Origin of the sequence: Massilia sp. CCM 8734 (genome assembly GCF_011682155.1) — a bacterium.
Classification (GTDB): domain Bacteria; phylum Pseudomonadota; class Gammaproteobacteria; order Burkholderiales; family Burkholderiaceae_D; genus Telluria_A; species Telluria_A rubra.
This window is the reverse complement of sequence record NZ_WHJI01000001.1, coordinates 270,074-290,903: the sequence shown is the minus strand read 5'-3', so window position 1 is coordinate 290,903 and position 20,830 is coordinate 270,074. Positions and strand designations below refer to the sequence as shown.

General features: G+C 65.6%; 20 protein-coding genes. 10 read left to right on the top strand and 10 right to left on the bottom strand.

The window, feature by feature from the left end; all coding sequences use genetic code 11:
• Positions 1 to 5: 5 nt before the first annotated feature.
• The 3 genes from F2P46_RS01315 to dsbD are packed head-to-tail and all read left to right on the top strand — an operon-like array spanning position 6 to position 3,938.
• Positions 6 to 1,151, top strand: a complete 1,146-nt coding sequence (locus F2P46_RS01315; RefSeq protein WP_166884510.1) for a DUF3570 domain-containing protein — start codon at positions 6 to 8, stop codon at positions 1,149 to 1,151.
• A complete protein-coding gene (locus tag F2P46_RS01310; protein WP_166884509.1) occupies positions 1,151 to 2,053 on the top strand; it encodes an FAD:protein FMN transferase in 903 nt (300 codons plus the stop codon). The genes F2P46_RS01315 and F2P46_RS01310 overlap by 1 nt, the downstream gene beginning before the upstream one ends.
• A gap of 37 nt (positions 2,054 to 2,090) precedes the next feature.
• Positions 2,091 to 3,938, top strand: a complete 1,848-nt coding sequence (gene dsbD / locus F2P46_RS01305; RefSeq protein ID WP_166884507.1) for a protein-disulfide reductase DsbD — start codon at positions 2,091 to 2,093, stop codon at positions 3,936 to 3,938.
• 7 nt (positions 3,939 to 3,945) lie between these two features.
• On the opposite strand, the gene F2P46_RS01300 is transcribed toward dsbD, so the two are convergent.
• A complete protein-coding gene (locus tag F2P46_RS01300; RefSeq protein ID WP_166884505.1) occupies positions 3,946 to 5,502 on the bottom strand; it encodes a phospholipase D family protein in 1,557 nt (518 codons plus the stop codon).
• 94 nt (positions 5,503 to 5,596) lie between these two features.
• Between F2P46_RS01300 and F2P46_RS01295 the strand changes: the two genes are divergently transcribed.
• The gene (locus F2P46_RS01295; protein ID WP_166884504.1) at positions 5,597 to 6,409 is read left to right on the top strand and encodes a TlpA disulfide reductase family protein; all 813 of its coding nucleotides are present in this window, start codon (positions 5,597 to 5,599) and stop codon (positions 6,407 to 6,409) included.
• Positions 6,410 to 6,418: 9 nt separating this feature from the next.
• Here the strand turns inward: F2P46_RS01295 and F2P46_RS01290 are convergent, their stop codons facing one another.
• Together F2P46_RS01290 and F2P46_RS01285 are read right to left on the bottom strand one after the other, a co-directional pair.
• Positions 6,419 to 7,045 (bottom strand): GGDEF domain-containing protein, encoded by a 627-nt coding sequence (locus F2P46_RS01290; protein ID WP_166884502.1) that lies wholly within the window; start codon positions 7,043 to 7,045, stop codon positions 6,419 to 6,421.
• Between the two features lie 106 nt (positions 7,046 to 7,151).
• A complete protein-coding gene (locus F2P46_RS01285; RefSeq protein WP_166884500.1) occupies positions 7,152 to 8,801 on the bottom strand; it encodes a sensor domain-containing diguanylate cyclase in 1,650 nt (549 codons plus the stop codon).
• A 315-nt stretch (positions 8,802 to 9,116) separates the two neighbouring features.
• On the opposite strand from F2P46_RS01285, the gene F2P46_RS01280 reads away from it, so the two are divergent.
• Positions 9,117 to 9,524 (top strand): response regulator, encoded by a 408-nt coding sequence (locus tag F2P46_RS01280; RefSeq protein WP_166884498.1) that lies wholly within the window; start codon positions 9,117 to 9,119, stop codon positions 9,522 to 9,524.
• A 186-nt stretch (positions 9,525 to 9,710) separates the two neighbouring features.
• Positions 9,711 to 12,929 (top strand): PAS domain S-box protein, encoded by a 3,219-nt coding sequence (locus tag F2P46_RS01275; protein ID WP_166884496.1) that lies wholly within the window; start codon positions 9,711 to 9,713, stop codon positions 12,927 to 12,929.
• A 4-nt stretch (positions 12,930 to 12,933) separates the two neighbouring features.
• Here the strand turns inward: F2P46_RS01275 and F2P46_RS01270 are convergent, their stop codons facing one another.
• The 4 genes from F2P46_RS01270 to F2P46_RS01255 form a co-directional block, all read right to left on the bottom strand.
• A complete protein-coding gene (locus F2P46_RS01270) occupies positions 12,934 to 13,185 on the bottom strand; it encodes a DUF2164 domain-containing protein (RefSeq protein WP_166884494.1) in 252 nt (83 codons plus the stop codon).
• Between the two features lie 43 nt (positions 13,186 to 13,228).
• Positions 13,229 to 13,798, bottom strand: a complete 570-nt coding sequence (locus tag F2P46_RS01265; protein WP_166884492.1) for a 2OG-Fe(II) oxygenase — start codon at positions 13,796 to 13,798, stop codon at positions 13,229 to 13,231.
• A gap of 60 nt (positions 13,799 to 13,858) precedes the next feature.
• Complete coding sequence (locus tag F2P46_RS01260) at positions 13,859 to 14,668, bottom strand: hypothetical protein (protein WP_166884490.1); 810 nt, start codon at positions 14,666 to 14,668, stop codon at positions 13,859 to 13,861.
• A 64-nt stretch (positions 14,669 to 14,732) separates the two neighbouring features.
• Entirely contained in the window at positions 14,733 to 15,146 is a 414-nt protein-coding gene (locus F2P46_RS01255; RefSeq protein ID WP_166884489.1) for a DUF6331 family protein, read from the bottom strand.
• Positions 15,147 to 15,254: 108 nt separating this feature from the next.
• On the opposite strand from F2P46_RS01255, the gene F2P46_RS01250 reads away from it, so the two are divergent.
• The 4 genes from F2P46_RS01250 (at position 15,255) to F2P46_RS01235 (ending at position 17,768) form a co-directional block, all read left to right on the top strand.
• A complete protein-coding gene (locus tag F2P46_RS01250) occupies positions 15,255 to 15,866 on the top strand; it encodes a c-type cytochrome (protein ID WP_166884487.1) in 612 nt (203 codons plus the stop codon).
• Positions 15,867 to 16,115: 249 nt separating this feature from the next.
• The gene (locus tag F2P46_RS01245) at positions 16,116 to 16,751 is read left to right on the top strand and encodes a response regulator transcription factor (RefSeq protein ID WP_166884485.1); all 636 of its coding nucleotides are present in this window, start codon (positions 16,116 to 16,118) and stop codon (positions 16,749 to 16,751) included.
• Positions 16,752 to 16,780: 29 nt separating this feature from the next.
• A complete protein-coding gene (locus F2P46_RS01240) occupies positions 16,781 to 17,191 on the top strand; it encodes a hypothetical protein (protein WP_166884483.1) in 411 nt (136 codons plus the stop codon).
• Positions 17,192 to 17,333: 142 nt separating this feature from the next.
• Entirely contained in the window at positions 17,334 to 17,768 is a 435-nt protein-coding gene (locus F2P46_RS01235; RefSeq protein ID WP_166884481.1) for a GNAT family N-acetyltransferase, read from the top strand.
• Positions 17,769 to 17,833: 65 nt separating this feature from the next.
• Here the strand turns inward: F2P46_RS01235 and F2P46_RS01230 are convergent, their stop codons facing one another.
• The 3 genes from F2P46_RS01230 to F2P46_RS01220 form a co-directional block, all read right to left on the bottom strand.
• On the bottom strand, positions 17,834 to 18,682 hold the full coding sequence (locus F2P46_RS01230) for an NAD(P)H-binding protein (RefSeq protein WP_166884479.1): 849 nt from the start codon (positions 18,680 to 18,682) through the stop codon (positions 17,834 to 17,836).
• A gap of 217 nt (positions 18,683 to 18,899) precedes the next feature.
• On the bottom strand, positions 18,900 to 19,112 hold the full coding sequence (locus F2P46_RS01225; protein WP_166884477.1) for a hypothetical protein: 213 nt from the start codon (positions 19,110 to 19,112) through the stop codon (positions 18,900 to 18,902).
• Positions 19,102 to 20,715 carry a methyl-accepting chemotaxis protein gene (locus F2P46_RS01220; protein WP_166884476.1) on the bottom strand — a complete coding sequence of 538 codons (1,614 nt, stop codon included), beginning with the start codon at positions 20,713 to 20,715 and terminating at the stop codon, positions 19,102 to 19,104. Before F2P46_RS01220 ends, F2P46_RS01225 begins: the two co-directional genes overlap by 11 nt.
• Between the last annotated feature and the right edge of the window lie 115 nt (positions 20,716 to 20,830).

The window sequence follows — 20,830 nt, the reverse complement described above, 5'->3', positions numbered from 1 at the left end:
ACCATATGACCACCCCAATCATTTCCGCACCCACTCCGGCCATGGGCCACGCCATCCTGGCGGCGGCGCTGATGCTGCCAGGCCTGGTGCATGCCGAAACGCCGCCGGAGCACGCGTCGATCAGCGTCAAGCTGCTCAGTTACGAAGAAAGCCAGTCCAGCATGGACCGCATCCGCGTGCGCGCGCCCTCCATCTCGCTCGTCGCCCCGGTCGCGGGCGTGTGGTCGGTGGCCGGCTCGCTGACCGCCGACGATGTCTCGGGCGCGTCGCCGCGTTACCACACGGCGGTGTCGGGCGCCTCGCGCATGAGCGACGACCGCAAGGCCGGCGACGTTGCCGTCACCCGCTACTTCTCGCGCGGCAGCGTCAGCGTGGGCGCGGCCTATTCGACCGAGCATGACTACGACTCGCGCGCCCTGTCGGTCACCGGCACCATGTCGAGCGAAGACAAGAACACCACCTTCTCGCTCGGCCTGGGCGGGTCGGACGATTCGATCAATCCGGTCAACTTCATCGTGCGCGACGAATCGCGCCAGACCGTCAACCTGCTCGCCGGCGTGACCCAGGTGCTGGGGCCGAACGATGTGGCGCAGCTGAGCGTGACCCACAGCCGGGGCCACGGCTACTTTTCGGACCCGTACAAGGCCTTCGACAACCGTCCGCGCCAGCGCAACCAGAGCACCATCATGGGGCGCTGGAACCACCATTACACGGCAACCGGGGGCACCAGCCGCCTGTCGTACCGCTACTACACCGATACCTACGGCATCCGCGCCCACACCTTCGGGGGCGAGTACGTGCAGCCGGTCGGCCAGGGCTGGTCAATCACGCCGTCGGCGCGCCTGTATTCGCAACGCGCGGCGCGGTTTCACTTCGATCCGGTGTACGACGGCGTGCTGGGCGAGCCGTTCCGGCCCGGATACGAGAGCAAGCCCGATGCGCTGTCGTCGGCCGACCAGCGCCTGTCGGGCTTTGGCGCGGTGACGCTCGGGATCAAGGTCGCGAAGCAGTTGAGCCGCGACTGGATCGTCGACGTCAAGCTCGAGGCCTACCAGCAGCGCGGCAGCTGGCGCCTGTTCGACAAGGGCAGCCCGGGCCTGGAACCGCTGCGTGCCCACAGCATCCAGCTGGGCCTCACGCGGCAGTGGTAATGGACGTGCACGCGTTCCCGTTCGAGGCCATGGCCAGCCGCTGCGAGCTGCGCCTGGCGCTGCCGCCAGGTATCGATGCCGGTGTCGACGGCGCGGCGCTGGCGCAGGTGGCCATCGACGAGGTGCGGCGCATCGAGCGCACCTATTCGCGCTACCGGGCCGACAGCGTCATCGCGCGCATCAACGCCGCCGCCGGGCAAGATGCGCTGCCCTGCGACGACGAGACCAACGCCCTGCTGGACTACGCCGGCGTGCTGCACGCCGGCAGCGGCGGCCTGTTCGACATCACCTCGGGCGTGTTGCGGCGCGCCTGGGACTTTCGCCGTCCCGTGCTGCCGGCGCAGGCGACCCTCGATGCGCTGCTGCCGCTGGTCGGCTGGTGTCATGTGGAGCGCGCCAACGGCGCCATTCGCCTGGGGCAGGCCGGCATGGAGATCGACTTCGGCGGTTTCGGCAAGGAGTATGCCGCCGACCGCGCCGCCGCGCTGCTGCTGGCAAGCGGCGTGCGCCACGGTTACGTCAACCTGGGCGGCGACCTGCGCATCATCGGCCCGCAGCCCGATGGCGCGCCATGGTCGATCGGCGTGCAGGACCCGCGCGACGCCGCAGGCCTGGCGGCGGCGATCCCGATCGCCAGCGGCGCGCTGGCGACCAGCGGCGACTACGAGCGCTTCATCGACGTCGCCGGCACGCGCTACTGCCACGTGCTCGATCCGCGCAGCGGCATGCCGGTCTCGCACTGGCGCTCGGTCAGCGTGCTCGGCCCGCTGGCGATTGCCGCCGGCAGCTGTTCCACCATCGCCATGCTGATGCGGGAAGACGGCCTGGCCTTCCTCGATCAATCCGGCATGGCCTACCTGGCCATCGACCAGCAAGGCCAGTGCTTCCGCAAGGATGTGTAACACGCTTCACCCCGAATCAAACTACTGGAGAACCACCATGACATCCGCACCTTTCCTCAGATGGCTGCTGTCCTTGCTCGCCATGCTCGCCATGCTCGCCGTGCTTGCCCTGAGCGGCTGGGCGGGCAAGGCCGCTGCGGCCGACGACTTCCTCGATCCCGAACTGGCCTTCGTGCTGCGCACCGAAGTGCGCGCTGACGGCGCTGTGGCCCTGCGCTGGGCCATCCCGCCCGGCTACCACCTGTACCGCGACCGCCTCGGTTTTACCAGCGCCGCCGGCCAGGACCCGGTTGCCGCGCCAGCGCTGCCGGCCGGTATCCGCAAGTTCGACGAGAACTTCAACAAGGAGATGGAAACCTACGCCGGCCAGCTCGATGTGACGCTGGCCGCCATGGCCAAACCGTTCACCCTGAACGTGGCCTACCAGGGCTGCGCCGACGCCGGCCTGTGCTACGCGCCTATGACCAAGACCTTTCTGGTCGATCCGGCCAAGCCTGGCGTGCTGACGGCGCAGGCCGAGGCGCCCGCGCCGGCTGCCGCCGTTCCAGCGACGCCGGCGCCAGCCGCCGCCCCTGAAGACGACACCACCCTGGCCCAGCGCACCCTGCAAAGCGGCAGCCTGTGGCGCATCGGCAGCGCCTTCCTGCTGTTCGGCCTTCTGCTGTCGTTCACACCCTGCGTGCTGCCGATGGTGCCGATCCTGTCATCGATCATCGTCGGCGAAGGCTCGGTCTCGCGTTCGCGCGGCCTGCTGCTGGCGGCCGCCTACTGCCTCGGCATGGCCCTGGTCTACACCGCGCTTGGCGTGGGCGCGGGGCTGGCCGGCGAAGGCCTGGCCGGCGCGCTGCAAAAACCGTGGGTGCTGCTGACCTTCGGCGCGTTGCTGGTCGGCCTGGCGTTGTCGATGTTCGATGTCTACCAGTTGCAGCTGCCAAGCTCCCTGCAATCGCGCCTGTCCAGCACCGGTGGCGCGGTCCAGGGCGGGCGCTTCGTGGGCGTGTTCATCATGGGCGCGCTGTCGGCATTGATCGTCGGCCCGTGCGTGGCTGGCCCCCTGGCCGGCGCGCTGCTCTACATCAGCCAGACCGGCAACGCCTGGATCGGCGGCTGGGCCTTGTTTTCGATGGCACTCGGGATGAGCGTGCCACTGCTGCTCACGGGCCTCTCCGCTGGCAGCCTGCTGCCGCGTGCCGGCGCCTGGATGAACGGCGTCAAGAAAGTGTTCGGCATGCTGCTCATCGCGGTGGCGATCTGGATGGTCTCGCCAGTGTTCCCGGTGCAGGTGATGATGGCGCTGTGGGGCGGCTTTGCGATTTTGTGCGCGGTCTTCCTGCACGTGGGCCATGCGCTGCCGCCGCACAGCGGCGCCGGTGCGTATGCCGGCAAGGCGCTCGGCGTGGTGATGCTGGTGGCGGGCCTGTTCGAACTGGCCGGCGCGGCCAGTTCGGGGCGCGATGTGCTGCAACCGCTGGCGCATCTGCGCGGCGGTGGCGGCACGGCCGTGGCGCACGCCGAAAGCGCACCCCAGTTCACCCGCATCCGCACCGTCGCCGAACTCGAACGCGCGCTGGCCGATACCAGCACGCCGGTGCTGCTCGACTTCTACGCCGACTGGTGCGTGGCCTGCAAGGAGATGGAACGGATGACGTTCCCGGACACGGCGGTGGCCGCCTCGATGAAGAAGATGCGCCTGATCCAGGTGGATGTGACGGCCAATAGCGCCGACGACCGCGCGCTGATGAAAAAATTCAGCCTGTTCGGGCCACCGGGCATCATCCTGTTCGACGCCAGCGGCAAGGAAGTGCCGCAGGGGCGCATCATCGGCTTCGTGCCGGCCCCGCGTTTCGCCGAACGCCTGCAGGCGGCGCACGGCGCGGCCGGCTAACGAAGCTTTAGAGCAGCCAGTCGATCGGCAGCAGCGAGAGCACGCCGACCGCCGCGCGCTTCCAGAAACCGGTACCGGGTTCGGTGTCGTGGCGGATCTCGGTGTCGCCCACGCGTTCGGTCCAGTACAGCGTGCCGTCGGGCGCGAGCCGCACCCGGTAGGCGCGCGCCGGGACCTGTTCGCGCAGGATCGTGGCCATGCGCGTGGCCATCGACGGGCTGTCGATCACGAATCCCATTTCGGTATTGAGGTCGGCCGAACGCGGGTCAAAGTTGAACGACCCGATGAAGACGCGCTTGCGGTCGACCGAAAACGTCTTGGCGTGCAGGCTCGATGCGGAGCTGCCGAGTTTACCGCCCTTGGCCCCTTCGGGAGCGCGCTCGCCGCCCACGCCACGGTGCAGTTCATACAGCGTCACACCCGCCTCCAGCAAGGGCTTGCGCCATTTGGCGTAGCCCGCGTGGACCGCCACCACGTCAGTCGCTTCGAGCGAATTGGTCAGGATGTGCACGTCCATGCCGCGCGCCGCCATCGCCGTAAAATTGGCGGCCCAAGTTTTACCGGGCACGAAGTACGGCGAGACCAGGTCCACCGTCTCGCCTGGATCGCCCAGCAGGCGCTTGAGCTGATAAGTCACTTTGGTTTCGGGCGCTTCGGTGCCGAGCACCTTGTCCGGGTCGTCGCTCACCAGCGTCGTGTTGGCCCACTCGAACGGCAAGGTGCGCGCGACCAGCTGCTCCACGAACGGGGAGGCACGCAGCGCCGCCACGTAGTCCAGCGCAGCGCCGCCCTGCCCTGCCTGCGCGTCGAGCGAAGCGCCGGGGCCGGCGCCGGCTTGCGCCACCAGCAGGCCCACCGGATAGGCCGAACGGCTGTTCCAGTAGCGGTCGAAGTCGCGCGAGACGGCGTCCACCACCGGGCCGACCGCCATCACATCGAGGTCGATGAACAGCAGGCTGCCGGCCGCGCCGAAGTATTCGTCGCCGATATTGCGTCCGCCGATGATGGTGGCCGCATTATCGGCGGTGAACGATTTGTTGTGCATGCGCCGGTTCAGGCGCGAAAAATCCGACAGGTAACCCAGCGCGCGGTGCGCGCGCATGACAAACGGATTGAACAGGCGTACTTCGATGTTGGGCTCGGCGTCGAGCGCGGCCAGCAACGGGTCCAGGCCCTGCGTGTTGTTATCGTCGAGCAGGAGGCGCACGCGTACGCCGCGCGAGGCCGCCGCGCGCAAGGCGTTCAACAGCAACATGCCGGTGGTATCGTTGCGCCAGATATAGTACTGGACGTCGAGGCTGCGCTCGGCGGCGTTGGCCAGCATGGCGCGCGCGGCAAAGGCGTCGCGCCCGTTGGCCAGCGAGTACAGGCCCGACATGCCGGGATGGGCCGCGTTGAGCGGCGCCAGCGCCGTGCCCAGGCGCGTGGCCGGGGTGGCGGCATTGGCGGCGATGTAGTGGCTCGGCGTGCGTCCATCGAGCGCGGGCAGGCCGGCGCAGCCGCCCAGCGCGAGCGCCAACAGCAGCAGCGCGGCCAGCGTCGATGTGAATGGACCTGTTTTCATGCTTGCTCCGGACCGGGTTAATCCAGGCCTAATCTGTGTGCGCGACAATGTTAATGTTTTCCCTACGGACCCCGCCCATGAAAAGAAACCCGCCATGAACGTCAGCCTCGGGCCATTCAGCTTCCAGAGCGCGCACTTGCTGTTGCTGATATCGCTACTTATAGCATGCGGCGTCGGCAACTGGGTTGGTCGCCATCAGAAGGTAAAGACCGGCAAAGTGCTGCTCGACATGCTGCTGGTCGGCCTGGTGGCGGGCCGGAGCGTGTTCGTGGCCAGCTGGTTCGCGCAGTACCGCGCCGCGCCGTTGTCGATCATCGATATCCGCGATGGCGGTTTTACGCCGTGGGCGGTGCTGCTGGCCGCCCTGGCCTTCGGCGCCTGGCGCATGCTCGGGCAGCCGCGCCTGCGCAATCCGCTGGCGGCCGGCGTGCTGGCCGGCGCGCTGGCGTGGTTCACCTCGGGCGCGCCGCTGCTGCTGAACTTGAGCGAGCGCAAGAGCTTGCCGACCGTGGCGCTGGTCACGCCGGCCGGCGCCCCGGTCAGCCTGGCCGCGCTGGCGCAGGGGCGGCCGGTGGTGCTCAACCTGTGGGCCAGCTGGTGCCCGCCCTGCCGCCAGGAGATGCCGCTGTTGGCCAGCGCCCAGCAACGCAACCGCGATGTGGTGTTTGTTTTCGTCAACCAGGGGGAAGATGGCCAGAGCGTGATGGCTTACCTGAACGGCGGCCAGGTGGCGCTGGAGAACGTGGTGCTCGACAGCAGGTCGGCCATGGGGCGCGAGGTGGGGTCGAGCGCGCTGCCGACCACCCTGTTCTACGACGCCGGCGGCAGGCTTGCCAACTCGCATCTGGGCGCGGTCTCGGCCGCCTCGCTCGAAAGCAAGCTGGCCGGATTGCGGAAACGGGACTAGTTTCCGTCCTTACATATCGTCCATCGCCGCGAACAGGCCGGCGGGCAACTCCTGCTCGATCTGCACCATCCGGTTGCGCCCGTCCCGCTTGGCTTCGGCCATGGCTTTTTCGGCGCGCTGGATCATCATGTCGGCCGTTTCGGCCGGCGCATTGGTGGTCAGCCCGGTCGAAAACGTGATCGTGCGGCCCGGCGTGACGGTTTCCCAGTCGAACGCGGCGACCTTGGCGTTGAGGCGGTTCATCGCCAGCACCCCCTGGTGCAGCCAGGTGGCCGGCAGGATGATGCCGAATTCGTCGCTCTCGATGCGGCCGAAACGGTCCAGCGTGCGCAGCAGCTCGGTGGCCGAGCGGGTGACCGCCTGCAGCACGGCGTCGCCGCTGTCGTGGCCGAACTGCTGGTTGACCTCTTTCATGTGGTCGATGCCGATCATGGCCACGCAGAATGGCTGGCCGGTGCGCGAGGAGCGCTGCAGCTCTTCAGCCACCAGTTCGGTCAGCGCGCGCCGGTTCAGCGCGCCGGTCAGGGTGTCGTGGCGCGTCAGCGACTCGGTCAGGTCCAGGATTTCCTGCTCTTTTTCAGCCAGCCTGGCGCGCAAGGGCGCGCATTCCGGGCAACCGTCGCATTGTGTGCTCATGAAAGATTCCTTCGAGATTGTGCTTGTACGCAAAGCTTAACGCTGGAGTTACCTGCAATCAAGCATTATCGCACCCGCTTGCGGCCCCCGCTTGCGGCGCCCGCTATCAGCGGCCGGCACAGACGGAGGCGCGCGCCCCCTGCGCCAGCGCCGGATCCAGGCGGCGGATGGCAAAGCGGTTGCGCCCGTCGTTCTTGGCCGCGTATAGGGCTTCGTCCGACAGCGCCAGGTAATCTTCCATGCTGGCGCCACCGCCGCCGATGGCGATGCCGACGCTGGTCGTCACCTGCACCTGCTTGCCGGCGCACAGGAAGGGCGTGCGCGCCATGTCGAGGATTTTGCCGGCCAGGATTGCCGGTTCGGCATCATTGCTCACGCCTTCGAAGATCGCCACGAATTCGTCGCCGGCCAGGCGCGCCACGCTGTCGGTCGAGCGCACCGCCGCGCGCAAGCGTTTTGCGAACTCGACCAGCACCTCGTCGCCGCCCTTGTGGCCGTAGGTGTCGTTGATGGCCTTGAAATGGTCGATGTCGAGGTAGGCCAGCGCGACCATGCTGTCGGCGCGCGCGGCGCGCGCCAGTGCGGCGGCGAAGGTTTCCTCGAACATGCGGCGGTTGTCGATGCCGGTCAGGATATCGGTGCGGGCCTGGGCTGCGAGCTTGACTTCGGCCTCCTGGCGCTGCTGCGAGAGCGTGAAGAAGGCGCGGCTCAGTTCGCCGAATTCGTCGCGCCGGCGCACGTTGAAGACGTCGATCCCGACCGTGCCGTCGACCATCCCGGCCACATGCCCGCGCAGTTCGCCCAGCGGACGCAGCAAGCGCAGGATGGCCAGCCAGCCGGCCAGTCCGGCCAGCGCCGCCACCGCGACCGAGGCCAGCAGCGCGGTCGGGCGCAGGTGGATCAGCGGCGTGAACGCTTCGGCGACCGGATACACGGCGCCGACGATCCAGTCGGTCTTGTGCAGGCGCTTGTAGGTGATCAGGGCCCGCACGCCGGTCTTGGTGGGGCCTTCGACCCAGCCTTCGAAGCCGCCCAGCGCGGCGCTGGTGGCGGGATTGGCGCCGCCCGGCTCGTCCTGCACGCGCTGCAGGATGCGCGCCTTGTTCGGGTGGTGGATCACCGTGCCGTCGCCGGTGAGCATGAACAGGTAGCCGGTGGCGCCCGAGCCGAGCGCGGCAAGCTGGCCGAAAAAGCGCGGCCGTTGCAGGTCGATGGCGCCGCCCAGCATCAAGATCAGCTTGCCGTCGGCGTCGTACAGCGGTTCAGTGATCAGGATCACCGGCTTGCCCGACAAAACGCTCTTGAACGGGCGCGAAATGACGCCTTCGCGCGCGGCGACGGTGTCGGTAAAGTAAGCGCGCTTGCCGAAGTTGACCTTGTCGTTGGTGCGCCGGTCGTTCATATTGGCCCGCATGGTGCCGCCGCTGTCGAACACCAGCACATTGAAAAACTCGTCGCGCAGGCCCGCGTGCGCTTCCAAAAACGCTTGCAGGCCGCCGCCTGGCTTGCCGTCGGTGTGGCCGAGTTCCTCGCGCAGGGTTTTGAGCAGCGTCTGGCGCGCCTCCAGGTCGGCGTCGATGTAGGCGGCCGCGCTCGACAACAGCGCCACCTGCTGCGATCCGATCACATCGCGCATCTGGCGCTCGGCCAGTTGCAGCGACACGAAGGTCAGCACGCTGGTGGCCAGCAGCACCAGGCCGATCACCAGCACGGTCAGGCGGAACTTGAGCGTTGCTGGATTGAAGGTAAGTCGCATCGGTGTCGTTTTTCGGCAATGGTGACGCGTGGGCACGATGCCACGCACGCCATTTTACCTTGCCGCCGCCTTGATTACCCGGCAGCATGTGAACGGCGCGCCTAACACATCCGTGCAAGCGAACGCGACTATTTTGTAAAAAAGCTTAACATATAAACATTGTTAGGGATTCTCGCTGTACGCAAGGCGTGCAAACGGCGCCGCGCGGCGGAATCACCTGTAACATAGGAAACTAACGGACCCGTGCATGCGCCGCTTCAACGCCGCCCTGCCGGCCCGATTCGTGATCAAACCGAAGACCAAAAGGTGTACACAGTGCAGCCACAAACCCTCGCCACCAGCCCGACGCCGTCGGCAACGACCCGCCCCCACATCCTGATCGTCGACGACAATGCCGACGCCGCCGACACGCTCGGCACCTATCTTCAACTGTCCGGCTACGAGGTGACCATCGCCACCGATCCGTACGCCGCGCTGAACCTGGCGCGCGAACTGCGACCGCAGGTCTGCGTGCTCGACATCGGCCTGCCTGGCATGAATGGCAACGTGCTGGCGGAAAACCTGCGACGCCTGCCCGATACCTCGGGCGCGGTGCTGATCGCCCTGACCGGTTACGGCCAGGCTTACGACAAGCAGCGTTCGCTGGGCGCCGGTTTCGATCATTATTTCGTCAAGCCGGTCAATCCGGGCTCGATCAAGGACTTGATCGACCGCATGCCGTAAGCGGTCCGCGCCCTGCGCCGGCGTCTGTTGACGAATCAAAATACAACACCGGCTGCCGGCGCAGCCGGGCGGGAGTAGGTCGGCCGGCCGGCCGCGCGCGCAGTGTCGATGGTAAATGCTCATTGCAAAAGGTATAATTTTCGGCTCTTGCGGCGCCCGCAGCCGTTCACATTACCGCCCGCATTCATGACCGATCCCGCCACCCCTGCCCGCCTTCCCGCTTTTCTCTCGGACGCGGGCGGCATGGGCGCCGCCTTCGCCGCCGTCGACTGGGCGAGCACCTCGCTGGGGCCGATCGCGCTGTGGCCGCAAGCGCTCAAGACCAGCGTCGCGCTGATGCTGCGTTCGCCCGTTGCGATGACGCTGCTGTGGGGACCGGACGGCGTCATGCTGTACAACGCGGCGTATTCGGTGTTTGCCGGAGAAAACCATCCTGCCATCCTGGGCACGCCGGTGTGCGCCAGCTTTCCCGATGTGGCCGGGTTCAACCGGCAGGTGCTGTCGGTGGTGCTGGCCGGCGGCACCCTCACCTACCGCGACCAGGAACTGAGCTGGAGCCGCAACGGCGTGCTCGAACAGTTCTGGCTCAACCTCGACTATTCGCCGGTGCAGGGCGACGATGGCCAGATCGATGGCGTGATCGCAGTGGTCATCGACACCACCGCCAAGGTGCTGGCCGAACGCCACGCGCGCGGCGAGATTGGCCGCCTGCACAGCATGTTCGAACAGGCGCCCGGTTTCATGGCGCTGCTCGGCGGCCCGCAGCACGAATTCATCCTGGCCAACAAAGCCTATCTCGACCTGGTCGGCAACCGCGACCTGATCGGGCGCACCGTGCGCGAGGTGCTGCCGGAAGCGGCGGAACAGGGCTTTATCGCGCACCTCGACCGCATGTTCACCAGCGGCGAAGCGTTTCGTGGCAATGACGTCGCCTTTGCCATCTCGGCCACCGAGGCCGCGCCGGCGCGCCAGGTCTACCTCGACTTCGTCTACCAGCCGGTGCGCGACGACAAGGGTGCGATCTGGGGCGTGTTCGTGCAGGGCGCCGACGTGACCGAGCGCGTCAACGCCGAGCGGATGACCCGCGCCAACGAGCGCAAGTTCCGGGTCTGGGCCCAGGCCATGCCCAACCACGTCTGGTCGGCGCGCGCCGACGGCTATCTCGACTGGTTCAACGAGCGCGTGTACGCCTACAGCGGCGCGGCCAAGGGCACGCTCGATGGCGACGGCTGGGCCAGCCTGGTCTACGAGCACGACCTGGCCGCCGCCGCCGCGCTGTGGCGCCAGGCCATCGCCGAGCGCGTCGTATACGAGACACAATTTCGCCTCCGCCGCGCCGATGGCGCCTTCCGCTGGCACCTGTCGCGCGCCTTGCCGATCTTCAGCGACAGTGGCGAGCTGATCAGCTGGATCGGCACCAATACCGACATCGACGACCACAAGAGCAGCGCGCTGGCGCTCGAACGGCTCAACAGTACGCTGGCCGAGCAGGTCAGCGCCCGAACCGCCGAGCGCGACCGCATGTGGCGCCTGTCGACCGACATCATGCTGGTGGCCGATTTTGACGCCCGCATCATCGCCGCCAATCCCGCTTTCAGCGCGATGCTGGGCTGGGATGCCGACGCTGTGGTCGGACAGTCGTTCATGGACCTGGTTCACCCGGACGACCGCGCCGCCACGGCGCAACAAGTGAGCGCGCTGGGCACGGGCGCAACCACGTTCCGCTTCGAGAACCGCTACCGCCGGCGCGATGGCGGCTACAGCACCCTGTCGTGGAGCGCCGCGCCCGACAATGAATTCATCCACGCGGTCGGGCGCGACATCACGGCAGAGCGCCAAGCCGCCGCCGCCATGCGCCAGACCGAACTGGCATTGCAGCAGGCCCAGAAAATGGAAACCATCGGCAAGCTGACCGGCGGCGTGGCGCACGATTTCAACAACTTGCTGCAAGTTATCTCGGGCAACCTGCAATTGCTGTCGAAAGATGTGCAAGACAACCCGCGCGCGGCCCAGCGCGTGGAAAACGCCATGGCCGGGGTCGCGCGCGGCGCCAAGCTGGCCAGCTACCTGCTCGCCTTCGGGCGGCGCCAGGCGCTCGAACCGAAGGTGGTCAAGATCGGCGGCTTCGTGCTCGGCATGGAAGACATGCTGCGCCGCAGCCTGGGCGAAGCGATCGATATCGACACCGTGATCTCGGACGGCTTGTGGAACACCCTGGTCGATACGGCCCAGGTCGAAAACGCGCTGCTGAACCTGGCGATCAACGCGCGCGACGCCATGGACGGACGCGGCCGCCTGAACATCGAAGTCGGCAACGCCGTGCTCGACGAGCTGTACGCCAGTTGCCACTCGGAAGTCGACGCCGGGCAGTACGTGATGCTGGCCGTGAGCGACACCGGCAAGGGCATGACGCCGGAGGTGCTGGCGCAGGCGTTCGAGCCCTTCTTCTCGACCAAGCCGGAGGGCAAGGGAACCGGGCTGGGCTTGTCGATGGTGTACGGCTTCGTCAAGCAATCCGGCGGGCACGTCAAGATTGACAGCGAAGAGGGACACGGCACCACGGTCCGCATCTACCTGCCGCGCTCGTTCGAGATGGAAGAGGCGCAGGCGATGCCGGTCGATTCCGTGTATGTCGGCGGCACCGAAACCATTCTGGTGGCGGAAGACGACGACGGCGTGCGCGCCACCGTGGTGGACATGCTGGGCGAGCTCGGCTACCGCGTGCTCAAGGCCAGCGACGCCGCCAGCGCGCTGGCCGTGATCGACAGCGGCGTGCAGGTCGACCTGCTGTTTACCGATGTGGTCATGCCAGGCCCGCTGCGCAGCCCGGACCTGGCGCGCAAGGCCCGCGAGCGCTTGCCGCAACTGGCGGTGCTGTTTACGTCCGGCTACACCGAGAACGCCATCGTGCATGGCGGGCGGGTCGACGCCGGCGTGGAACTGCTGGGCAAGCCCTACACGCGCGAAGCGCTGGCCAGGAAAATCCGCCATGTGCTGGCCAACCAGAAGCAGAAACTGCTCACCTTGCCGGATCAGCCGGCCACCCTGGCGCCGGCGGCGCTGCGCGTGCTGCTGGTCGAAGACGAGCCGGCGGTCGGCGAAATCACGTTTGAAATGCTCAAGCTGATGGGACATGCGGTGGAGTACGCCACCGACGCCCAGGCCGCGCTCGACGCGGTGGCGCGCACCGGCTTCGACGTGATGATTACCGATATCGGCCTGCCCGGACTGCCCGGCAATGTATTGGCGGAAAAGGTGCGGGCGATCCTGCCGGGGCTGGCGGTGGTGTTTGCCACGGGGCAGATCCACCCGGGCGTGGGGCCGGGCGACCTGGTGCTCAACAAGCCCTACGACATGAATGCGCTGGTGGCGGTGATGCAGAAAATCATCGAGCGCAGGGGGTAAAACGCTACTTTTTCGTCCAGTAGCCGAATTCGCTCTCGTAACAGTTGGTATCGATTTCGGCGATCTTTTCCTGCATGACCGCTTGCGCATCCTGCACGGCCTGGTTGTAGATCGACGGGCCGATTTCGCGCAGGCAGAAGTCGAGCAGCAGGCGCGCCTTGAGCACGCCCACCTCTTCATCGAAATTCTTCATGCAATAGCGCTGCAGCGACGACAACAGCCGCTCCTCGGTTTCCTGGTTCAGTTTAATGGCCATCGTTGTTTCATGTGACGTGATCGGGAGCCGCAGCTTAGCAGAATCAGGCTGGGTCAGGAACGGCGCCGGCCGGCTCGCGGTACATGATATCGGTGCGCAAGACGTATTTGGTGCCGCTTTCCACGGGCGAACCCTGATGCATTTGCAGGTGCGGGAAGACCAGGGCGGAACCGGCTTTGGGCTTGATGCTCTCCCACGCAAAATCGGTATGGCCACCAGTGAAATCGTCGTTCAGATAAAACAGGATGGTCAGGAAACTGACCTCCGATTCGCTGCGCTCGTAGCTGCCGTCCATGTGCGCCTTGAAGAACTGCTCGTCCTGATAACGGTAGAACCGGAAGCGTTCATTAAACCCGCTCAGTTCCCAGTCGCGCTGCAGCGGGGGCAGGAAGGGCGCGGCACGCTGGTACAACTGCCCGGCCAGCGCGGCGTTATCGTAGATGATGCGGTCGTTATTCCGAAAATCGAGCGCCATCATCTCGCCGCTGCCGGTGGTCAGGCCGGCCGCCGTGTAGCCGATCGCTTCGCTGTCAGCGATGTGGCGCGCGCATTCTTCGGGGGTAAGAAAATCATGGATATAGAAGATACCCATGCCAAATTTTTCGATGTTCATGATAAGTGGTCCTGTTGATGAGGTGAAATTGCGAACGTTCCGGGTGCATGGAACGCGCCGTCATCGGTTGAACCACTTCTCTTTTGCAAGCTCGTAGGGTTTGATATCGTATTGCTGGCCGTCGTAGCGGATCAGGGAGCGCAAGGGCTTGCGTTTCGGATTGCGTTTGAACGGCTCGCCATTCAGACTCAAGCTGCTGCTGACGTTGACCAGTAGATCCGCATAACCATGCGTTTTTGCCTTGCCAACGGCGAGTGTGGTACGCGATTCCTCGACCAGGATCTTGAATTGATCCAAGGTATTGTTAAGGCAGGTTCGATATATCCACTGCGATCTGGGCATGCTCAGGATCGGGCGTAGACTCTTTTTCTTATCGTAGGCAAACAGCGTGAGCGTCGGTCCGTCAGCGCCATCCCAGTTACAGGCTCTGCGCTCGGCATGGTTATCGACAATATCGATGCCGAACACGAACACGTCGTCAGACAAGTTATACCTTGCAGTATCCACATTGAGCGCGTATTTCGGGTAATCCACGGCCATTCCGCTGGAAAAGCGCTCGTCGTGCGCAGCGATCACGTTAAAGGAGCGATTATCGATCAGCGACACGAGCAGCCTCTCGTCGTCGTTCTCCACCTCGCGCAACTCGCCGTGGAAGATCATGGCCGCGGCGGTGGTGTGCGGATCGTTCGGCAGCACTTTGCAGGTGCTGGCCAAAATCCGGCCCTCGGCGCCGGCGCCAAACCGGTCGAGCTTCAGGAAAGCGCCCAGCGCATGCAAAGTCTGCTCATCGCACGCCTGTGCGGCGAACGCGGAAGCGCCCCATGCAGAAAGTACCAACGCGGCGAGCGCCTTGTTCAGGGTTTTCATCATTCTCTATTTTACAGACAGCCATAAACAAGCTGGGATGAACGCAATGGCGACATACAGGCCGTTGTTAACGCTTGTCGCGATGGGAGGGTATTGCAGCGCGATAACATTTGTCAAGGTGGCTGAGCAATTCGAGGAATTCGCTCTTGTCGATATTCATATTCAGTTCTTTGCTCGACACGACCTCGCCGCGCAGGGCGAGCAAGCCATTGCGCAGCTTTGCCAGCGCCTCGCAGCTGCACGCGGCATTGACCTTGCCGAGCGATGCCGCCACACCGTCCGCCGAAAAATCGAAAGCATGTACGCCGCAGCACCCGGCCACGCACTGCGTTTCCAGCGCCGCCCACATGCTCGCCAGTTCCGGCATCAAATGGTCGATCTTCACCGCCGTACGATAGCGCCCGCCCAGGTCAATGTGTTCTATCCAGGTATCCGGCCCGGTTGCGATGGCGTCTTTTGGACGCAGGACTGTTTGATTCATCGCTTTTCCCTTTAATGGCCACCATTTAACTATACCAAAGTATAAGTGCCGCTTGTACCAGCCCCCCTATACTCGTCTGCCACCCGTTCGGACGACAAGCACACCATCATGCAAACCGCATTTTCCCTGCGCCGGGCGAGCGCCGCGCTGGCGCTCATGCTCGCGGCCTTCACCATTCCGGCAGCCGCAGCGCCATCGGCGGCGCTGCTGCAACGCTGCGCCGCCTGCCATGGCGCGACCGGCAACACGGCGGCGGCCGCGCTGTATCCCAATCTGGCGGGCCAGTCCGCCGCCTATATCGAACTGCAACTGAATAATTTCCGCAGCGGCGAACGGCCCCATGCGCAGATGCGCGCCGTCGCCGGCCAACTGACCGGGCCGGAAATGCGCGAGCTCGCCACCTTTTACGCGGCCCAGCCGGTCAAGCCCCAGCCGTCGCACGATGCCGGCCTGGAACAGCAGGGTCGCCGGATTTTCGAGCACGGCAGCACCGGGGGCGCCCCGGCCTGCGCCGGCTGCCACGGGCCGCAGGGCCACGGCCAGGCGCCATTCCCGCGCATCGCTTCGCAGCCGGCCGGCTACACGCTGGAACAGTTGAAGGTGTACCGCGACGCGCCCAAATTCAACAATCCGCTGGCCACGGCGATGAAAGAAGTGGCCGTCAAGCTCGGCGACGCCGACATGCGCGCCGTCGCGGCCTATCTGGCGACCGTGCGCTAAGTGGCGCTGATGCCTTCGCTGCCCGCCGCCGATCCAGGTCTGGCCGCCGTGCCGGTAAAACTGGAAGGCCAGGACCAGCAGCAGCGCAAGGTCGCGCCCGGACCAGCGTTGGGGTGCGGTCACACAAACGCCATCTTGCGAAAATGCCGGCATGATACGGGTTTGCGGCGGCGCAGCAAACTGATCCAAGCCGCAGGCGCGCAGGCGTGGCATGATCGCGCTCATCCATTAACAGAACGTCAATGCGCGATGTCCGCCGCCTTCCCTCCCATCCGCGTCCTGGTCGCCGACGACCACAGCCTGCTGCGCGAAGGCATCGTCGCGCTGCTGGCCGGCGACAGCGACATCGAGGTGGTCGGCCAGGCCGCCAACGGTGAAGAAGCACTCGAATGCTTCATTCGCCTGCGGCCGGATGTGACGCTGATGGACCTGCAAATGCCGCTCATGGGCGGGCACGAGGCGATGCTGGCGATCCGCGCGCTGGCGCCGAACGCGCGCGTGCTGGTGCTGACCACCTACAAGGGCGACGCCCGCATTGCGCGCGCGCTCGGCGCCGGCGCTTGCGGCTATCTGCTCAAATGCGCGATCCGGCTCAACCTGGCCGATGCGATTGCGCGCGTACACGCCGGGCACCGCTACATTCCGGCCGAGGTGGCCGCCGAAATGGCCAACTACTTCGGCAGCGATAATTTGTCCGGGCGCGAGCTGGAAGTGCTGCGCCTGGTCGCCGACGGCAATTCGAACCGCGAAGTGGGCGTGCGCCTGGCCATCAAGGAAGAAACCGTCAAGGCGCATGTGAGCGCGGTGCTCTCCAAGCTCGGCGCCAGGGACCGCACCCACGCCACCACCATCGCGCTGCGGCGCGGCATCCTGACGCTATCTTGAATCCTGTTACCTGTTATCGAAAGAACCGAATGAATCAAGCGAATGACAACGACGCGCTGCGCGCCAGCCTGCAAGCCGTGCCGCGTGCACTGCGCACCCTGCACAAGGCCCTGATCGATGTGGAAACGGTGTATTTCGGCGCGGTCGGCAGCCCGCTGGAGCACTTGCAACTGATCACCAATCATCCGCATTTCGCGTGGCTGCAAGCGATGTCGGCACTGATGGCCGCGCTCGACGAAGCGCTCGACGAGCCGGACACGCTAACCCGCGAGGCCGTCGCCGGCTGGCGCGCGGCGATCGAGGAACTGGTCGGCCCGGGCACGGCGGCGGCGGGCGCGTTCCGCACCAAGTACATCATCCTGCTGCACGACTCGCCCGATGTGGCGATTGCCCACGGCGCCTTGCGCCAGTTGCTGGGACACTTGCCGAAGGGAATTTAGATTCCCGAAATGATGGAGTCGGGATGGTGACCGGCAGCGGCAAGCGCATGGCAGGCGCTCGAAAACAATCGTGACATTCTGTCCTATAATGTCGCAACGGCTTGCCGCAAGCATGGCGGGCCATCGGACGGGAGCTACGCGTATGACACTGGAATGGACGGAATCGCTCGATGCAATCGATTGGGACGAGCTGTCGGCACTGTACAAGATCGCGCTCGGCGACAAGCCTGCGGCCGAGCTTGCCATCGTGTTTGCCAACAGCCGTTACTGCTGCTTCGTGCGGGCGCACGGACGCATCGTCGGCGTGGGCCGCGCTTTGGCCGATGGGGTCGATACGTCCTACCTGTGCGATATCGCCGTATTGCCTCAATACCAGGGCACGGGCTTGGGCAAGCAAATCGTCGCCAGGCTGGTTGCGCTGTCGCACGGACACAAGAAGATCTTGCTGTACGCGGTGCCCGGCAAGGAGCCGTTCTATCGCCGCTTCGGCTTCAGGCGCATGGCGACGGCCATGGCGCTGTTCGACAACGAGCCACTGGCGCGCGAACGCGGCTACCTCGCCGACGAAGCGTCGTAACCCCGCGCGTCGCCGGCATGGCGCGCCACCGTAGTCAACGACTTTCTGACGCGCAACACCAGAGCTCAGGCAAACGCCTGGCGCAACACCTGCTGCAAGGTACGCGGCGCCTTGCCCGAGAGCTTTTGTACGTCGCCGGTGACGATGTCGAACATTCCAGATGCCATCCCATGATGCAGGCAGATCACGGCGCGCGCGATGTCCGGCGGCGTGCCCAGAACCTGCAGCGCGGCGCGCATTGCCTCTTCCGTCATCGGCAGGAAGCCCATCCCGGCGCCCGAGGCCTTGGCGATGATGGCGGCACGCTGCTCGCCGGTGAGCGCCGCCGGTCCGGTCAGATTGTAGGTCGCGCCTATATGACCGTCGGTCGTCAGCAGGCCGGCGGCGGACGCGGCCACGTCGTCGCGCGCGACGTAAGCGACGCGGTTTTCGGTGAAGCAGGCCAGCAAGCCATGTCCCAGCGACCCCAACGCCTCTTCGGCCAGCGCTTCGGCGAAGTAGTTCATGCGCAGGATGCTCCAGCGCGGCGCCGTGCGCATCAGGTGCTGTTCGGCGGCGAAGTACGGCGCGTACAGGTCAGGTTCGGCGATATCGCGCGCGCCGCAGCTCGACAGGACCACGATGTGCCCTACCCCGGCGGCGACGGCCGCGTCGATCGCCGCAATGTTCTGGCGCGAACGCACGCCCGGCACCAGCGAGATGGTCGGGATCAGCAGCAGGCGGTCCAGTCCCGCATACGCCGCCACCAGCGAGGACGGCTCATCGTAGTCGCCAAAGCGCCCTTGCAACGGCGCTGCGATCGCTTGCGGCGTGCGCGAAATACCCACCAGTTCGTGTCCGCCTCCGCGCGCGGCGAGTTTCTTGAGCGTGGATTGGCCAAGATGGCCGCTGGCGCCGCTGATACCGATCTTCATTGTTTTCCGCTTTCCTTGTGTTCACATGGCTGTTGTTTGCTGCGCAATGGTATGCGATTGACAATGAAAATTCAAACCTATTTAGATAGGCGCGACGACGTGTCCGGGCGCCGCCAAGCGGCCAAGCGAAAACGCCTGGCATGGCAGATGTGCGAATGGGCCTGGCCTGGCCTGGACTGGCATCGACCGACACGCTTGGTGCGCCCGACTGGCACGGCTACAGGCCGGCGTCATCCCTGAACTCGTCGAGCATCGCGTCGAAATCGTCTGGACCGAAGTGCGCGGCTTGATCGGGCAACAGCCAGGTCGAGACCGTGTCGAGATACATCAGTAGCTCTTCCGGGTCGCCTGCGTCCAACCTGCCCTGGAACCAGCTTGCGTATCCGGGAAGCTCGGCCAGCACGTAGTCGCGGGCGCGCTCATGCTCCATGTCGCGATTCCTGGCGCAAGGCGGGCACTGGCGCGGAACGGGCCGCCAGCTTGCGCGGCGCGTGGGCCGCTCCGCTCACCGTGAACGTGCCCACCACTGCGCTCAGCTCCCGGGCCTGCTCCTGCATTGAGGCTGCGGCGGCCGCCGCCTGCTCGACCAGCGCCGCGTTTTGCTGGGTGACCTTGTCCATCTGCGCGATCGCCTGGTTGACCTGCACGATGCCGGTGCTCTGCTCCTGGCCGGCGGTGGTGATCTCGGCCATGATATCGGTCACCCGGCGCACGCTGGCCACCACTTCCTTCATGGTCGTGCCGGCAGTATCGACCAGCTTGCTGCCGATCTCGACCTTTTCGACCGAATCGCCGATCAGGCCCTTGATCTCGCGCGCGGCCGCCGCGCTGCGCTGGGCCAGGTTGCGCACTTCGGTCGCCACCACCGCGAACCCGCGTCCCTGCTCGCCGGCGCGTGCTGCTTCCACCGCCGCGTTCAGCGCGAGGATGTTGGTCTGGAAGGCAATACCGTCGATCACGCCGATGATGTCGGCAATGCGCCTGGCCGATTCATTGATCGAGCCCATGGTGCCGACCACTTCGGCCACCATCGCGCCGCCGCGCATCGCCACGTCCGACGCGGCCGTGGCCAGGGTGTTGGCCTGGCGCACGCTGTCGGTGTTGTGCTGCACGGTGGTGGTCAATTCTTCCATCGAGGCGGCGGTTTCTTCGAGCGAACTGGCCTGCTCTTCCGTGCGTCCGGACAAGTCCATATTGCCGGTCGCAATTTCGCTCGACGCGGTCGAGATGGTGTCGGTGCCGGCCCGGACCTTCATCACCAGCGCGGCCAGGCTGTGCTGCATGGTGCGCATGGCCACCATCAGGCTGTCGGGATCGGCGTCGGCGTCGACCACAATGTTGGCGGTCAGGTCGCCCGCCGCGATCGAGGCGGCGATTTCGGCGGCGTAGTGCGGTTCGCCCCCGAGCTGGTGCATGACGTTGCGGGTCAGCCAGAAGGCGATGCCGCCGCCCAGCAGCACGGCCCCGGCCGCCAGCGCCAGGCTCAGGATCAGGGTGGCGCGGGTCTGCTTGGTCAGCTCGCCCTTGGCGATATCGACGGCGCCGTTTTTCGACTTGATCAGTTCCAGCAAGTCGCTGCGCATCTGGCGCCACAGCGGGGTCTCATCGGCATTGAGTTTCTTGATGGCGGCGGCCTGGTCGGCCTTGGCCAGTTCGACCACGGCAGCCTGGATCTCGGTCTGGCGCTCGTGCAAGGTCTTCAGCGTTGCCAGGGACTGCGAGACGCTGGGGTCGTCCCTGGCCAGTTCCACCGCGGTGCCGTGGGCCTTGCGAAATTCGTCACGGGCCGCGCTCAGGTTCTTGTAGCCCTGCTGGTTCTCGGGCGCCAGGATGATGTTGCGCAGCGCCTGGCCCATTTGCAGGCCCTGCGCATACAGGGTGGTGCTGGCGCCCAGGAAGGCTTGATCTTGCTTGATGAACACTTCGAATTTCGTGGTCGCATTCTGCATGCCCGCAATGGCGACGCCCAGGGCGATCGTAAACAGGGTGAAAACAATCACCATGCACAAGGCCATTTTGTTCCGTAATTTCATTGTGCTCAACCTCGTTCGTTGGGAATGCGCGGCGACCGGCAAGACCACGCCGGCGACAAATAGAGTGTTTCAGTACAGCATTAATTCTACCGACAATGACCAGCGTGACCGGCCT

Excerpts from the sequence above, each read along its gene's own strand:
- F2P46_RS01315 (WP_166884510.1), top strand. The coding sequence starts at position 6 with ATGACCACCCCAATCATTTCCGCACCCACTCCGGCCATGGGCCACGCC.
- F2P46_RS01310 (WP_166884509.1), top strand. The coding sequence starts at position 1,151 with ATGGACGTGCACGCGTTCCCGTTCGAGGCCATGGCCAGCCGCTGCGAG.
- dsbD (WP_166884507.1), top strand. The coding sequence starts at position 2,091 with ATGACATCCGCACCTTTCCTCAGATGGCTGCTGTCCTTGCTCGCCATG.
- F2P46_RS01300 (WP_166884505.1), bottom strand. The coding sequence starts at position 5,502 with ATGAAAACAGGTCCATTCACATCGACGCTGGCCGCGCTGCTGCTGTTG.
- F2P46_RS01295 (WP_166884504.1), top strand. The coding sequence starts at position 5,597 with ATGAACGTCAGCCTCGGGCCATTCAGCTTCCAGAGCGCGCACTTGCTG.
- F2P46_RS01290 (WP_166884502.1), bottom strand. The coding sequence starts at position 7,045 with ATGAGCACACAATGCGACGGTTGCCCGGAATGCGCGCCCTTGCGCGCC.
- F2P46_RS01285 (WP_166884500.1), bottom strand. The coding sequence starts at position 8,801 with ATGCGACTTACCTTCAATCCAGCAACGCTCAAGTTCCGCCTGACCGTG.
- F2P46_RS01275 (WP_166884496.1), top strand. The coding sequence starts at position 9,711 with ATGACCGATCCCGCCACCCCTGCCCGCCTTCCCGCTTTTCTCTCGGAC.
- F2P46_RS01270 (WP_166884494.1), bottom strand. The coding sequence starts at position 13,185 with ATGGCCATTAAACTGAACCAGGAAACCGAGGAGCGGCTGTTGTCGTCG.
- F2P46_RS01265 (WP_166884492.1), bottom strand. The coding sequence starts at position 13,798 with ATGAACATCGAAAAATTTGGCATGGGTATCTTCTATATCCATGATTTT.
- F2P46_RS01260 (WP_166884490.1), bottom strand. The coding sequence starts at position 14,668 with ATGATGAAAACCCTGAACAAGGCGCTCGCCGCGTTGGTACTTTCTGCA.
- F2P46_RS01255 (WP_166884489.1), bottom strand. The coding sequence starts at position 15,146 with ATGAATCAAACAGTCCTGCGTCCAAAAGACGCCATCGCAACCGGGCCG.
- F2P46_RS01250 (WP_166884487.1), top strand. The coding sequence starts at position 15,255 with ATGCAAACCGCATTTTCCCTGCGCCGGGCGAGCGCCGCGCTGGCGCTC.
- F2P46_RS01245 (WP_166884485.1), top strand. The coding sequence starts at position 16,116 with ATGTCCGCCGCCTTCCCTCCCATCCGCGTCCTGGTCGCCGACGACCAC.
- F2P46_RS01240 (WP_166884483.1), top strand. The coding sequence starts at position 16,781 with ATGAATCAAGCGAATGACAACGACGCGCTGCGCGCCAGCCTGCAAGCC.
- F2P46_RS01235 (WP_166884481.1), top strand. The coding sequence starts at position 17,334 with ATGACACTGGAATGGACGGAATCGCTCGATGCAATCGATTGGGACGAG.
- F2P46_RS01230 (WP_166884479.1), bottom strand. The coding sequence starts at position 18,682 with ATGAAGATCGGTATCAGCGGCGCCAGCGGCCATCTTGGCCAATCCACG.
- F2P46_RS01225 (WP_166884477.1), bottom strand. The coding sequence starts at position 19,112 with ATGGAGCATGAGCGCGCCCGCGACTACGTGCTGGCCGAGCTTCCCGGA.
- F2P46_RS01220 (WP_166884476.1), bottom strand. The coding sequence starts at position 20,715 with ATGAAATTACGGAACAAAATGGCCTTGTGCATGGTGATTGTTTTCACC.